At 66.4% G+C, this 14,192-nt stretch carries 15 protein-coding genes and 1 tRNA gene; 14 read left to right on the top strand and 2 right to left on the bottom strand.

The genetic code is table 11. The annotated features are described in order from the left end of the window. Nucleotides 1-89: 89 nt before the first annotated feature. Genes motA through IEX41_RS06560 form a run of 3 tightly spaced genes read left to right on the top strand, consistent with a single transcriptional unit; the run spans nt 90 to nt 1,613 of the window. Nucleotides 90-956 (top strand): flagellar motor stator protein MotA, encoded by an 867-nt coding sequence (gene motA / locus IEX41_RS06570; RefSeq protein ID WP_188789440.1) that lies wholly within the window; start codon nt 90-92, stop codon nt 954-956. Then, nucleotides 953-1,207 (top strand): hypothetical protein, encoded by a 255-nt coding sequence (locus IEX41_RS06565; protein WP_188789439.1) that lies wholly within the window; start codon nt 953-955, stop codon nt 1,205-1,207. Before motA ends, IEX41_RS06565 begins: the two co-directional genes overlap by 4 nt. After that, nucleotides 1,197-1,613: a flagellar export protein FliJ gene (locus IEX41_RS06560; protein WP_188789438.1), complete on the top strand. Its 417-nt coding sequence runs from the start codon at nt 1,197-1,199 to the stop codon at nt 1,611-1,613. The genes IEX41_RS06565 and IEX41_RS06560 overlap by 11 nt, the downstream gene beginning before the upstream one ends. A 76-nt stretch (nt 1,614-1,689) precedes the next feature. Here the strand turns inward: IEX41_RS06560 and fliI are convergent, their stop codons facing one another. Continuing rightward, nucleotides 1,690-3,033: a flagellar protein export ATPase FliI gene (fliI, locus tag IEX41_RS06555; protein WP_188789437.1), complete on the bottom strand. Its 1,344-nt coding sequence runs from the start codon at nt 3,031-3,033 to the stop codon at nt 1,690-1,692. Nucleotides 3,034-3,100: 67 nt separating this feature from the next. On the opposite strand from fliI, the gene IEX41_RS06550 reads away from it, so the two are divergent. From IEX41_RS06550 to IEX41_RS06505, 10 genes are all read left to right on the top strand, one after another. Next, nucleotides 3,101-3,505: a flagellar basal body rod protein FlgB gene (locus tag IEX41_RS06550; protein ID WP_188789436.1), complete on the top strand. Its 405-nt coding sequence runs from the start codon at nt 3,101-3,103 to the stop codon at nt 3,503-3,505. Nucleotides 3,506-3,525: 20 nt separating this feature from the next. After that, nucleotides 3,526-3,936 (top strand): flagellar basal body rod protein FlgC, encoded by a 411-nt coding sequence (gene flgC, locus IEX41_RS06545; protein ID WP_188789435.1) that lies wholly within the window; start codon nt 3,526-3,528, stop codon nt 3,934-3,936. Nucleotides 3,937-3,948: 12 nt separating this feature from the next. Continuing rightward, nucleotides 3,949-4,266 (top strand): flagellar hook-basal body complex protein FliE, encoded by a 318-nt coding sequence (gene fliE, locus IEX41_RS06540; protein WP_188789434.1) that lies wholly within the window; start codon nt 3,949-3,951, stop codon nt 4,264-4,266. Between the two features lie 21 nt (nt 4,267-4,287). Further along, on the top strand, nt 4,288-4,557 hold the full coding sequence (locus IEX41_RS06535; RefSeq protein ID WP_188789433.1) for a flagellar biosynthetic protein FliQ: 270 nt from the start codon (nt 4,288-4,290) through the stop codon (nt 4,555-4,557). Further along, nucleotides 4,557-5,384, top strand: coding sequence for a lytic transglycosylase domain-containing protein (locus IEX41_RS06530; RefSeq protein ID WP_188789432.1), 828 nt, complete (start codon nt 4,557-4,559; stop codon nt 5,382-5,384). The genes IEX41_RS06535 and IEX41_RS06530 overlap by 1 nt, the downstream gene beginning before the upstream one ends. Beyond that, on the top strand, nt 5,384-7,480 hold the full coding sequence (gene flhA / locus IEX41_RS06525; RefSeq protein WP_188789431.1) for a flagellar biosynthesis protein FlhA: 2,097 nt from the start codon (nt 5,384-5,386) through the stop codon (nt 7,478-7,480). Before IEX41_RS06530 ends, flhA begins: the two co-directional genes overlap by 1 nt. Nucleotides 7,481-7,490: 10 nt before the next feature. Beyond that, entirely contained in the window at nt 7,491-8,246 is a 756-nt protein-coding gene (locus IEX41_RS06520) for a flagellar biosynthetic protein FliR (RefSeq protein ID WP_188789430.1), read from the top strand. Between the two features lie 3 nt (nt 8,247-8,249). After that, nucleotides 8,250-9,392 carry a flagellar biosynthesis protein FlhB gene (flhB, locus tag IEX41_RS06515; RefSeq protein WP_188789429.1) on the top strand — a complete coding sequence of 381 codons (1,143 nt, stop codon included), beginning with the start codon at nt 8,250-8,252 and terminating at the stop codon, nt 9,390-9,392. Nucleotides 9,393-9,638: 246 nt separating this feature from the next. Further along, nucleotides 9,639-9,712: transfer RNA gene (locus IEX41_RS06510), tRNA-Gly, on the top strand. 231 nt (nt 9,713-9,943) lie between these two features. Further along, a complete protein-coding gene (locus IEX41_RS06505; protein ID WP_188789428.1) occupies nt 9,944-11,743 on the top strand; it encodes an ABC transporter transmembrane domain-containing protein in 1,800 nt (599 codons plus the stop codon). 391 nt (nt 11,744-12,134) lie between these two features. Here IEX41_RS06505 and IEX41_RS06500 read toward each other — a convergent pair whose 3' ends face one another. Beyond that, nucleotides 12,135-13,175, bottom strand: coding sequence for an aldo/keto reductase (locus IEX41_RS06500; protein WP_188789427.1), 1,041 nt, complete (start codon nt 13,173-13,175; stop codon nt 12,135-12,137). Between the two features lie 187 nt (nt 13,176-13,362). Here IEX41_RS06500 and IEX41_RS06495 point away from each other — a divergent pair, with 187 nt between their 5' ends. Then, on the top strand, nt 13,363-14,106 hold the full coding sequence (locus IEX41_RS06495) for an SDR family NAD(P)-dependent oxidoreductase (protein ID WP_188789426.1): 744 nt from the start codon (nt 13,363-13,365) through the stop codon (nt 14,104-14,106). Nucleotides 14,107-14,192: the final 86 nt, after the last annotated feature.

The raw sequence follows: 14,192 nt of genomic DNA, 5'->3' as shown, positions 1-14,192 counted from the left end.
TTTATACTTGAACAAAAGTCAATTTTACATATGATTTGGCATGAAAAGCGGGCCGTTCCGCAACAATCACCAAGGCAGAGATCACTTCCATGACCATGTTACTCGGACTTGCCCTCGTCTTCGGCCTGGTCTTTGGCGGGTTCATGCTGTCGGGCGGCAAGATGGATATCGTCCTCCATGCGCTGCCCTTCGAAGGCATGATGATCGGCGGCGCGGCCATCGGGGCCTTCGTCATCGCCAACTCCATGTCGGTTGTGAAGGCCTCGGCAGCGGGCATCGTGAAGGTCATGAAGGGCCCACGCTGGAAGGCCGGCGATTACAGCGACCTGCTCAAGCTGATGTACGAGCTGTCGCGCATCTACAAGACCAAGGGCGTGCTGGCGCTGGACAGCCACATCGAAAGCCCCGGCGACAGTGACATCTTCAAGCGCTACCCGCGCATCATGGCCGACCATTTCGCCATCGACCTCATCCGCGACAGCTTTCGGATGCTGTCCATGCAGTTCGATGACCGCTTCGCCACCGAGGACGTCATCAACCGCAAGATCCGCAAGCACCACCACGAGGCGCAGGCCCCGGTCCATGCCATCCAGCAGGTCGCCGACGGCCTGCCCGCCATCGGCATCGTTGCCGCGGTTCTGGGTGTCATCAAGACCATGTCCTCGATCGACCAGCCGCCCGAGATCCTCGGCGGCATGATCGGCGGCGCGCTGGTGGGCACGTTCCTCGGCGTGTTCCTGGCCTACTGCATGGTGCAGCCGGTTTCGGGCCGCCTCAAGCAGATCGAGGAAGAGGACGGCGCCTTCTACCTCGTGATCCGCGACATCTTTGTCGCCATGGTATCGGACCATCCGCCCAACATCTGCGTCGAGATCGGCCGCGGCAACATTCCCACCCGGATGCAGCCCGACTTCTACGAAGTCGAGAGCGCCCAGAAGGAACTGCCCGCCACATGAGGCTGGCCGCTGCCCTCCTGCTGCTTGCCGGCCCTGCCTTCGCGGCAACGCCGAAAGCACCGGCAGAGGACGAACCGGATTTTCGCTCGGCAGCGGTGAGCGGAGTGTTTCGGGCCCTGCCACCCGGCAGCTCGGGCTTTCCTGCCGACATCCTCATGGAGATGCGCATAAAGCTGGGCGGCGAGCCGGCCCCAGCCCCGCGCCCGCAGGCCGCGCCCGAGAGCCCCGAGCCCGAGAGCAATGGCCACTGACCGCCTTCGCGCCCTGCGCGTGATGGAGCGCCTGCGCGAGATCGACACGCGAGAGCGCGCCACCGAGGCGGCAAGCCTGCGCGCAAGGTCCGACACTCTTGAGACCGAGCGCGAAGCCTTGCTGGCGCGATTGTCGGGAGAGTCCCGGATCGAGGGACTGGAAGGCGCGCCCTATCTCGGGCGCTTCATCACCTCCATCCGCTCCGAGCTGGACCGCAATACTCGCGAGGCAGCAAGGCTTGCGCCCGAACTGGCACAGGCTGAGGACCGTCTGCGCGAGGCTATGGCGGAACAGAAGACCTACGAGATCCTGCGCATCGCCACGCTTGACCGTCAGCGCAAGGAAGCCGCAAGGCGCGAGGCGCGTGATCAGGACATGCAGACGATCCTGCGCTGGCAGCGCTGACTCTCTGGCCGGACCGGGCGGGCAGACTCGCTCACCGGAGCCTGAAGCAAACCACCGTTAGAATGACGGATAACCCCTACCCCTGAACCTTGATCCCCGCCTCGTCGAGGCAGGCCGCAAGCCGCGCAAAGGTCTCCCCCGACGGCATGGCGTCGCGCTTGGTCTGGCCCAGCAGCGTATCGAGCAGCGGCGCGAGGCGGATCGCCGCATCGACCTCGGGATCCGACCCCTTGCGATAGGCCCCGATGCGGATCAGCTCTTCCATGTCGGCGTAGCGTGCGGCGGCCTGCCGGGCGGCACGGTAGAGCGCGTATTCTTCGGGCCCGTGGCAATCAGGTAGCATCCGCGACAGCGATCGCAGGATGTCCACCGCCGGAAAGCGCCCGCGCTCGGCGATGCGCCGGTCGAGGATCACGTGACCGTCGAGGATGCCGCGCACCGCGTCCGCCACCGGGTCGTCCATGTCGTCGCCATCCATCAGCACCGTGTAGAGCGCCGTGATGTCCCCCGCCGTGCCCTTGCCGGGACCGGAGCGCTCCATCAGCCGGGGCAGTTCGGCAAAGGTGGTGGGCGGGTAGCCCTTGGAGGTGGGCGGCTCACCCCCAGCCAGGCCGATCTCGCGCTGCGCCATGGCAAAGCGGGTCACGCTGTCGAGCAGCAGCAGCACCTGCTTGCCCTCGTCGCGAAAATGCTCGGCCACGGCGGTGGCGGTCCAGGCCGCCTGTCGGCGCATCAGCGGCGGCTGGTCCCCGGTGGACACCACCACGACCGACCGCGCCAGCCCCTCTTCGCCCAGATCGTCGCGGATGAAATCCTGCACCTCGCGGCCACGCTCACCCACGAGGCCCACGACGATGACCTCGGGCTGCGCATGGCGCGCCAGCATGGCCATCATCGTCGACTTGCCCACGCCCGACCCCGCAAACACCCCCATCCGCTGCCCCCGGCACAGCGGCACGAAGCTGTCCATGACCTTGAGCTGCGTGTCGAGCCTTGGCCCCACCTGCCGCCGGTCGAAGGCCGGTGGCGGCGCGGCGCGGACGGGGCGCGCCGTGGCCCCCTCGGGCAGGTGGCCGCGCCCGTCCACCGGCTTGCCAAGGGCATCGACCACCCGGCCGAGCCACGCGGCATCGGGGCGCACCTCGGTCGCAGCATGGGTAACGGTCACCGCATCACCGGTGCGCACCCCGTCCCATGTTCCGAAGGGCAAAAGGCGCGTGCCGGCATCGTCGATGCCCACGACCTCGGCCAACACGGGGCCGTTCGCGCCCTGCACCGTGCAGTGATCGCCGATGCCCAACGTCCGCTCGAGACCGCGCACCACCAGCGACAGGCCAAGCGCCGAGGCGACCTGTCCGCCAATGCTTGTGCGTTCAATGCCACGAGCAAGGCTAGAGAGCTCTGAAAAGGCCGTATGCATGTTGACTATCCATTGCTATCCTAGGTTTATTAATGCTATTCTTGGGTTAAGCAAAAGGGTTTTGTTTATGAAGCTTTCCGGCATGTCCCTCTTCCAGTTGGCATCGCAGCGGATGACCTGGCTTGGCGCGCGCCAATCGGTGATTTCCGAGAATATCGCCAACGCCGACACCCCGCATTACCGCGCCCGCGAAGTCAGCAGCTTTGGCGAGATGGTGGAAGGCAGCACCCGTCCGCAGCAGGGCATGGCCCTGACCAACATGCGCCACATCCCGGGCAGCACCAGCGCGCCGGACGGCGTGCGGATCTCGGAAGATGCCGACGCGTGGGAAAGTGCGATCGGCGGCAACAACGTCGTGCTGGAACAGCAGACCATCAAGTCGTCGGAAGTGGCGGGCAGCTACCGGCTTGCCGCGGACCTCTACCGCAAGGGGCATGACCTGCTCACCGTCGCGGTCACCGGCGTCCGCTGAGCTTCGGAAAAGGGACAGACATGGACACGCTCAAATCCATCCTCAGCGTCGCGGGCAGTGGCATGCGCGCCCAGGGCGAACGGCTCAAGGTCGTCTCCGAGAACGTCGCCAACGCCAATTCCACAGGTATGGCCCCGGGCGAAGACCCCTACCGCCGCAAGGTCATCTCGTTCGAGGAGATGGTGGACCGCGACACCGGCGTGTCCTCGGTGGCGGTGGCAGACATCACCCGCGACGAGGCCAGCTTCGACCTCAGCTACGACCCCTCGCACCCCGCTGCCGATGCGGATGGCTTCGTGAAGGTGTCGAACGTCAACACGATCCTCGAGATGGCCAACATGCGCGAGGCCTCGCGCTCCTACCAGGCCAACCTCAACATGTTCGAGACCGGGCGCACCATGCGCTCGCAACTGCTCGACCTGCTCAAGTAAGGCAAGATCCCGATGGCTGAACCCGGCTCCCTCCTGTCCGTCAGCGCCGCTTCCGGCGCCTATCGCGCCAGCCGCGGCATGGAGAGTATCGCCTCCCCCACCGAGGTGGCGGCCCCGAGCTTTTCCGACATGCTGGCCGACGCCGGGCGTGACACCGTCGCGTCGATGCGTGCTGCCGAGGCGACGGCGATGTCCGGCCTGCGCGACGGCTCAGACACGCAGGCGGTGGTCGAAGCCACGCTCGAACTGGAATCCACAGTGCAGACGGCCGTGTCGATCCGCGACAAGCTGGTCGAAGCCTACCAGGAGATCATGCGGATGCCGGTCTGAGCCGCATGATGCCCTGATGCCATGACCGAAAGCGATGTTCACACAGTCCTATCCGATGCCTTTCTGACCGTGCTTTATGCGTCCGGTCCGATCATGGTCATCGCGCTGGTGGTCGGGCTGATCATCGCCTTCTTCCAGGCCCTGACGCAGGTGCAGGAGATGACCCTCACCTTCGTGCCCAAGATCATCGCCATCTTCGTCGGCCTGCTGGTCTTTACCCCGTTCATGTACGCCATGGTCAAGGCACTGTCGGACCGCGCCTTCGACCTTATCGTCAGCGGGGCAGTGTGATGCGGCGGCTGGTCACGCTCCTGTCCATGGCTCTCTGCACCGCGCTGGCGGCCACCCTGCCCGTCACCACGGCGCAGGCGGACTGGAGCCGTTTCTACACGCCGTCAGAGCGCACCTCTGCCGCACCGTCCGCCATTCCGAACGCACCTGTCGATCCGTCGGGCGTATGCATCCGCGAGATCCTCAAGGCCCAACTGCGCCACCAGATCCCCGGCAACCTGCTCTTGGGCATCGGCCTGCAGGAGGCGGGAATGATGCACAAGGGCGAGCTGACAGTCTGGCCCTGGGTCGCCAATGCCGAGGGCGAAGGCCGGTTCTTCGACAATCCTGGCGCTGCGGCAAGCTGGGTGCGGGCGCGGCAGGCTGGCGGGGTCGCCTCGATCGACGTGGGCTGCATGCAGGTGAACCTGCGCTGGCATCCCGATGCCTTCGAGACGCTGGACCACGGGCTCGATCCGGAAACCAACGTGGATTACGCCGCCCGGCTGCTGCTGTCGCTCTACGAGCAGACCGGCGACTGGACCGAGGCGGCGGGCCGCTACCATTCGGCGACGGACGAATACAAAGACATCTACCTTGGCCGGCTGCGCCAGAACGTGGCCATCGCCAATGACCGGCTGGACATCTTCCGCGAGCTGGCCGCGCGCGGCAACGGACATCCCGGCACATTCAAGACCGTCTCGGCCCCAGGTGCGGCACCGGCGGCGGGCGGACTGTTCTGGACCTCGGATCTCAGCCGGTCCACCAGGCCCGCTGATGGCGCGCGCAGCCTCTTCGGGCGCGAAGCACTGCAGCCCGTGCTGCCCGCATTCAGGAAGATGTTCTGATGGCCTTCACCGACAGCATCCGCAACAGCGCCGCGGGCGGCATCCTGAGCCGGGGCCGCGGCAACCGCGACGTGGGCTTTGCCATCGCGATCGTGCTGATCCTCGCGATGCTGTTCGTGCCACTGCCACCGGTGCTGCTCGATCTGGGGCTGGCGGTGTCGCTGTCGGTGTCGGTGCTGATCCTGATGGTGGCACTGTGGATCCCGCGGCCCCTTGATTTCAACAGCTTCCCGTCGCTGCTGCTCATGGTGACCATGCTGCGGCTGTCGCTCAACGTGGCCTCGACACGGCTGATCCTGTCCGAAGGGCACACCGGCAGCGGGGCTGCTGGCGGCGTCATCGAAGGCTTCTCGCGCTTCATCGTGTCGGGCAACTTCGTCATCGGGATGGTGGTCTTTGCCATTCTCGTGGTGATCAACTTTATCGTCATCACCAAGGGGTCGACCCGGATTGCCGAGGTGTCGGCGCGGTTCAGCCTCGATTCCATGCCCGGCAAGCAGATGGCCATCGACGCCGACCTCGGCGCCGGCATGATCGACGAGGACACCGCCCGCGCCCGCCGCAAGGTGCTCGAGGATGAAAGCAGCTTCTACGGCGCCATGGACGGTGCCTCGAAGTTCGTGCGCGGCGATGCGGTGGCGGGGATCATCATCACCCTCATCAACATCGTCGGCGGCATCCTCATCGGGGTGGCGCAGCACGGGCTGTCGCTGTCGGATGCGGCGGGCTTCTACACCACACTCACCATCGGTGACGGCCTTGTCAGCCAGGTGCCCGCGCTGATCGTGTCGCTGGCCGCGGGCCTCATCGTCACCAAGGGCGGCACCGAGGGCGCGGCGAACGAGGCGGTGCTGGGCCAGCTCGCGCGCTTCCCGAAGGCGCTGTTCATGGCCGCCGTGCTGCTGCTGGGCATCGGGTTGCTGCCCGGCTTCCCGCTGCTGGTCTTTGCCGCGCTCGCAGCCCTGATGGTGGGCCTTGGCCTCGCGGTGGGCCGCCAGGCCGAAACCGCCCGCCAAAGCGCCGCCATGGCCGAGGCCGCCGAGGAGCGCGCCCGGACCGCGCCCGCCGAAGACACGATCCAGGACACGCTGAAGCTCGACAGTCTGCGGCTGGAGCTGGGGCAGGCCCTCGTGCCGCTGATCTCGAACAGCGATGCGGCGCTGGCGGGCAAGATCAAGAGCCTGCGCAACCTCTTCGCCCGCGAATTCGGCTTCGTTCTGCCCTCGGTACGGATCAAGGACGACCCCATGCTGCCGTCACAGACCTATGCCCTCGTGGTGCAGGGGGTCGAGGTGGCACGGGGAGAGGTGCGGCCCAACGGCCTCATGGTTGTGAACCCAGGCAACTGCGGCCTGCCCGGCGAACGGGGCCGCGATCCGTCCTTCGGGCTCGAGGCGCTGTGGATCGAGAAATCCGTCGCCCCGCAGGCGGAGGGCATGGGCCTCACGGTGGTGGACCCCGAAAGCGTCGTCATCACCCACCTCACCGAGGTGGTGAAGGAACACCTGCCCGAGCTGATGACCTTTGGTGCCACGCAGGAACTGGTGCAGGGCCTCGACCGCGATTACCAGAAGCTCGCCGCCGAGGTCGCCCCGCAGGCGCCCTTCGTCCTGATCCAGCAAGTGCTTCAGGCGCTGCTCGCCGAGCGGGTGTCGATCCGCAACCTGCCGCTTATCGTCGAGGCCATCGCCGACGCCCGCCGCAGCACCACCAACGTGGTGCAGATCACCGAGGCCGTTCGCCGCCGCCTCAGCAACCAGATCTGCAAGTCGCTCCTGGACGGGTCTGGTTTCATCTCGGTCATCACCATGTCACCGGCATGGGAAAAGGAATTCCTCGAGGCGCTGCGAGTCAACGGGGACGAGCGCAACTTCGTCATGTCGCCGCAGAGGGTGCAGGAGTTCGTCCTTGCCGCCCGCCGCGAGATCCAGAAATACGCCGAACAGGACCAATGGCCCGCCCTGCTGGTCAGCCCCGAGGTGCGCAGCTTCGTACGCTCGATGCTGGAACGGGTCAGCCCCATGACCGTGGTGCTCTCGCACAACGAGATCCACCGGAAGGCGTCGCTGCGCACCGTCGCGACCATCGGCCAGTGAGAGGCCGGTAATGGATCTCTCGGCGCTTCTTACCGGGCAGTTCCTCGGCCACGCGCTGGTCTTTGCCCGGCTGGGCGGCATCATCATGTACATGCCCGCGCTTGGCGAAACGGTGATCCCGGTGCGCCACAGGCTGGCGCTTGCCATCCTCATGACGCTGGCCTTCTACCCGGTCCTGCCGGTGGGGCCCGCCCGGCTTGAACAGCCGGGAATGCTGCTGGCCGCCTTCGGGATCGAGCTGACCCTTGGTGTGTGGATCGGCCTGACCGCGCGCATCCTGCTCACCGGGCTCGAGTTTGCCGGGGCGCAGATCGGCATGATCTCGGGGCTGTCCAACGCCTTTGCCCCGGACATGGGGTCGTTCCAGGGCTCTACGCTGATCTCGACCGGGCTGATGCTGGGGGCGGTTGCTGTGATCTTTGCCACCGACCTGCACCACCTCATGATCAGCGCCATGGTCGAGAGCTACCGCATTTTCCCGCAGGGGCAGATCCTTGCCGGGGATCTTGCCCAGCAGATCGTCACCGCCGTCGGGCAAAGCTTCTACATCGGGCTGTCCGTGGCCGCGCCGTTCTTCGTGATGGGGGTGCTGGTCAACCTCGGGATGGGTCTTGCGGCGCGGATGATGCCCACCCTGCCGGTGTTCTTCGTCGCAGCGCCCCTGCTCATCGCGGGCGGGCTGCTGATGCTGGGCGTCGCGGCCCCGATGATGCTGCGCGAGTTCGCCGAACGGCTGGCGGACTGGCTGCGCGCCATGGTGTTCTGAGCCATGGCAGACGAAGGCGAAGACAAGGACAACAAGACCGAAGAGCCGACAGAACGACGGCTCAGGCAGGCCCGCGAGAAAGGCGATGTCGCCTCATCCCGCGAGGGCGGCACGCTGATGACCATGCTGGCGCTGTTCGTCATTGCGGTCTTCGTTCTGCCTGCCACCGCCGGGCCGCTGTCGGGCCTGCTGCGCGGGGTATTCGAGACGGCGGGCCAGCTGACCGTGGGCAGCGACGCCACCGGCCTGCGCGATCTGGGCACGCTCACGCGCGAACTGCTGCGCGGGGTCGTTCTGCTGCTGGCCCCTCTGGTGGTGCTCATGGTGCTGGGCGCTCTGGCCGGGGCCGCGCTTCAGGGCGAGGTGGTGGTGGCCGCGGAACGGCTGCGGCCCAAGTGGTCCAAGATCTCGCCAGTGGCGGGGCTGAAGCGCATGTTCTCTGCCGCAAGCTTCGTGGAGTTCCTCAAGAGCGTCACCAAGGTGATCGTGGTTGGCATCATCGCCGGCTACGTCAGCTGGCATGCGGTGCGCCGGATCTGGCAGGCGCAGGGCATCCTGCCCGAGATGCTGGCGGATTACGTGCGGGCCGAAGCGGCGCGGATGCTGATCTACGTGCTGGTCATGGTTGCGGTGGTCGCCATCGCCGACATCCTTTGGAAGCGCTACGACCACAGGCGCAAGCAGCGCATGTCTCTCAAGGAGATCAAGGACGAGAACAAGGACACCGAGGGCGATCCCCATATCCGCGCCCGCCGCAATGCCCTGCGCCGAGAACGGGCCCGCCAGCGCATCGCCACCGCCGTGCCCCGCGCCACGGTGATCCTGACCAACCCCACACATTACGCCGTCGCCCTCAAATATGAGAGCGGCCATGACATGGCCCCGGTCTGCCTTGCCAAGGGCACCGATTTCATCGCCGCGCGCATCCGCAAGCTGGCCGCAGAACACGAGATCCCGATGATCGAGAATCGCCCCCTCGCCCGCGCCCTGCACGACGTGGCCGAGATTGACCGAGAGATCCCGGTGGAGCACTGGGAGGCGGTCGCGGCGATCATCGGGTACGTGCTCGACATGGACCGCAATATCCGCCGCGCCCCGCCCGAGGGCTCGCGCCTGCGCGAAGCGTTCGAGGATGCGGTGGACTGATCTTTCGGGCGTCCCTGCTAATCCTTGCCTGCCGGTCCCCCTGCGCACCCTCCAGCGCCTTGCAAAACGGCCTGTGCGCCTTCCCGCCCGCATCGCAGCCCGCTGGCGACTGGCCACGTATCCCCGGCGCCGATCCGGCCACTGGACACATGCATTCTTCTGCACGTACCGCGTCCGGGCGGCAGCACGGCGGAAGAACCGGCTTGACCGTCCGCGGCCCATGATTTACCTCTCCCCGCACACGGCGCGGGCGTTGTGTAATGGTAAGACCCTTGCCTTCCAAGCAAGAGATACGGGTTCGATTCCCGTCGCCCGCTCCATGTTTCCCCGGCATCGACGTCCCGGCATATCCGCACCGCGGGACAAGCCTCGCTTGTCCTAGGCGCCCCACCCGCCACGACAGGCACCGCGGCAGAACAGTCTGCTTAGCCTGCACAGGCATGGCATCGGGCGCGGCATTCCGGCCCGCTACGACGCTGTTGTGCCAAGGGATGTCTTGATTCCTGAGCAGAGGCTGTCATTACACCCCTGCCACATCTGAAGGAGAGGCAATGGCACACGGCAACCCGGCAACCGCCATCGCCGAAGAGCGTGGCAAGTCCCGCAAACTTGGCTCGCTCGGCGCGCTCTGGCCCTTCATGCGCCCTTATCGCGGCATGATGTTCGCGGCGCTGCTGGCGCTGATGGCCACCGCCGCCGTGTCGCTGGCCCTGCCGCTGGCCGTGCGCCGGGTCGTGGACAACTTCAGCGTCGAGGACGGCGCGCTGCTGGACCGCTATTTCCTAGCCGCGCTGGCCATTGCCGCGCTGCTCGCCGTGGGCACCGCCATGCGCTACGCGCTGGTGACACGGCTGGGCGAACGGGTGGTGGCGGACATTCGCAAGGCGGTGTTTGACCGGGTCATCGGCCTGTCGCCGGTGTTCTACGAGAAGGTCATGACCGGCGAGGTGCTCAGTCGCATCACCACGGACACCACGTTGATCCAGTCGGTGATCGGCTCTTCGGTGTCCATCGCCCTGCGCAACGTTCTGATGATGTCCGGCGGGCTGGTGCTGATGCTGCTGACCTCGGCCAAGCTCACCGGCCTCGTGCTGCTGGTGGTCCCCGCCGTGGTCGTGCCGATCATGACGCTGGGCCGCCGCCTGCGCAAACTCAGCCGCGAGAACCAGGACTGGATCGCGCAATCCTCGGCCAACGCCTCCGAGGCGCTGATGGCGGTGCAGACCGTGCAGGCCTTCACCCACGAGGACATCTCGCGCAGCGCCTTCGGCGAGGTGACCGAACAAAGCTACACCGTCGCCCTGCGCCGCATCTGGGTGCGCTCGGCGATGACGGCCATCGTTATCTTCCTTGTCTTCACCGGCGTGGTCGGCGTGCTCTGGATGGGCGCATGGGACGTGCGCGCGGGCGACATGAGCGCGGGCGCACTGGTGCAGTTCGTGATCTACTCGGTCATGGTCGCCGGTGCCGTCGCCGCCCTCTCGGAGATCTTCGGCGAACTGCAGCGCGCCGCCGGCGCCACCGAACGGCTGATCGAGCTTCTCCACACCACCGACCCGGTGGTTGACCCAGACGCGCCGCTGGCCCTTGCCACCCCGGTGCGCGGGCGCATCGCGCTGGACAAGGTCAGCTTCGCCTACCCCTCGCGACCCGGCATCTCGGCCCTCGACGAGGTCAGCCTGGCCATCGAGCCGGGCGAAACCGTGGCCCTCGTCGGCCCGTCGGGCGCCGGCAAGACCACCATCGTGCAGCTGATCCAGCGCTTCTACGACCCGCTTTCAGGAACGCTCAGCCTCGACGGAACGCCACTGCCGGACATGGCCCGTGATGCCTTCCGCAAGCATATCGCGCTAGTGCCACAGGATCCTGTGATCTTCGCCGCCACCGCCCGCGAGAACATCCGCTTCGGTCGTCCCGATGCCACTGACACGGCAATCGAGCAGGCTGCCCGTGACGCCGCCGCCCATGACTTCATCACCAATCTCCCCGATGGCTATGACACCTATCTCGGCGAACGCGGCGTGATGCTGTCGGGCGGCCAGAAACAGCGCATCGCCATCGCCCGCGCCATCCTGCGCGACGCGCCGGTACTGCTGCTGGACGAGGCGACCTCGGCACTGGACGCGGAGAGCGAACGGCTGGTGCAGGCCGCCGTGGACCGGCTGGCCGAAGGGCGCACCACGATCATCGTCGCTCACCGCCTGGCCACCGTGAAAAAGGCCGACCGCATCGTGGTCATGGAAGAGGGCCGCATCGTTGCCACCGGCACCCACGATGCGCTGGTAGCGCAGGGTGGCCTCTACGCTCGCCTCGCCCGCTTGCAGTTCACCGACGGCATCGCCGCCGAGTAACGGCCCGAAGCAAAAGCGCAAGGGCCCCGGAGACCACCACCGGACCGCGCGTCCCTTCGACATGGGCGCAGCCCTGTGCTTCTTCTCTTTGAAAATACGTCCGGGGGGTCTGGGGGCTGGCCCCCAGCTAACCTGCGGTCTGGGGAGCTGGCCCCCCAGACATCGTACCGGCCATCTATTCTGGGATCTGGTGGACCAGCCCCGACCGTCCCGCGGTCCGAAAGCGGCCCCAACGCTTGCGCGCTACCTCGGGGCCGGACCTCGCCGCCTTGATACAGCGGCAGGAGGCCTGCGGCCTCTCGGGCTGGGGAGCAGGCATCCGCAGCCCTGAAACCAACCAAGGGCCCGGAGCAGGGCTGCGCCACCAAGCCAGGCGGCGCAGCCCGTCGCATCAGTACGGTAGGGGATGCTCGCGGTGGAGTGCGTCAATGCGCTCCAGCAGCTCGTCCGAAAGCTCCAGATCCACAGCCCCCAGCAGATGATCGAGCTGGCCAACCGTGGTTGCGCCAAGGATCGACGACGCCACAAAGGGCCGCCGCGCCGACCACGCCAGCGCCATCTGCGCGGGGTCCATTCCGAACTCTTCGGCCAGCGCAAGGTAGGCGTCCACGGCGACAAAGGCGCGGTCGGTCTTGCGCCCGCCCAGATCACCGTTCAACGACATGCGCGACCCCTCCGGCACCGCACCGTTCTGGTACTTGCCCGTCAGCAGACCGGCGGCCAGCGGCGAATAGGGCAAGAGGCCCACATCCTCGTTCACCATCAGTTCGGCAAGATCGGTGTCTGCCATGCGGTAGAGCAGCGAGTACTCGTTCTGGATCGACGCCACGCGTGGCCCGCCGGTTTCCTCGGCGATGCGCAGCCACTGGGCGGTGCCCCATGCACTGTCGTTGGACAGGCCGAAGGCCCGGATCGTCCCGCGTTCCACCTCGCGCGACAGTGCCCCCAGCGCGTCATGCATGTGCTGGATGGTCGCTTCGCGGTCCTGCTGCGACGGGTCAAACCGCCAGTTCTGCCGGAACGCGTAAGAACCGCGGTTGGGCCAGTGGAACTGGTAGAGGTCAATCACGTCGGTCTTCAGCCGCTTGAGCGAGCTTTCGATGGTGCCCGGAATGGTGTCCGAGCTGATCGGCGCGCCGTCCCGCACGAACTTCGAATCGCCGGTGTGCTTGGTGGCCAGAACCCAGTCGCTGCGGCGGCCGGTCTTGGCGAACCAGTCCCCGATGATCTCCTCGGTGCGGCCGATGGTCTCGGCGCGGACCGGGTTCACCGGGTACATCTCGGCGGTGTCCATGAAATTGATGCCGGCCTCGAAGGCGCGCTCGATCTGCGCGTGGCCATCCTCGGACGGGGTCTGGTTGCCGAAGGTCATGGTGCCGAGGCAAAGCTCGGACACGGTGATGCCGGTCCGGCCAAGCGGGTTCATCTTCATATGTCGTCTCCGTGGAATGTTTGCGGCCAAACTAGTGAGCGCGCCCGGAATGCCAAGCCCCGCAGCGTCATAAACCTGCGACCCTGCGCATGTCTGCACAAGGTGGAGGCTCCAAATTATCAATTGTATGCGAATGAATACGGCACACATCCAGAGGACACGGATACAACATCGAAGGAGACCCGCCATGCCATCGCGATTCGAAGGAAAGACGGCCATTGTCACTGGCGGCGCATCGGGCATCGGCGCTGCTATCGCCCAGCGGCTGGCCGAGGATGGCGCCACAGTCGTCGTGGCCGACCTCAAGTTGGACGCGGCGCAGGCTCAGGCGGACAAGCTGCCCGGCGCCATCGCGCTGGAGGTGGATACCGCTGACGAGGCCTCGGTCCGCAAGCTGATCGAGGAGACCGTGGCCCGCACCGGCGGCCTGCACCTCATGGTCAACAACGCAGGCGTCGGCGGCCAGAGCGCGGGGGCGGGAGACTACGACCCCGACGACTGGCGCAAGACCATCGACATCAACCTCAACGGCGTCTTCTACGGCGTGCGCTACGCCATCCCCGAGATGAAGAAGGCGGGCGGCGGTGCCATCGTCAACATGGCCTCGATCCTCGGCAGCGTCGGCTTTGCACAAAGTCCCGCCTACGTGGCAGCAAAACACGGCGTGGTCGGCCTGACCAAGTCGGCCGCCCTGTCCTCGGCCACGGACAACATCCGCATAAACGCGGTGGGCCCGGGCTTCATCGCGACCCCGCTGGTGGAAAACGCGCTGGATGCGGACACCCGCGAGGCGCTGGCGCAGCTCCATGCCACCAAGCGCCTCGGCAAGGCCGAGGAAGTCGCGGCCCTGACCGCCTTCCTGCTGTCGGACGAAGCGAGCTTTATCACCGGCTCTTACCACTTGGTCGATGGCGGCTATACCGCACAATGACCTCCTGGCAGGGGGCACGAAAGACCCGTTGCCCCCTGCCCACTGGAAGAGCTGGGCCAAACCCGGTAAAGCAGCGCCAAACCGCA

This window comes from Salipiger pallidus, from assembly GCF_014643635.1.
In the GTDB taxonomy this organism is placed as follows: Bacteria; Pseudomonadota; Alphaproteobacteria; order Rhodobacterales; family Rhodobacteraceae; genus Salipiger; species Salipiger pallidus.
This window is presented reverse-complemented; position numbering and strand designations above follow the sequence as displayed.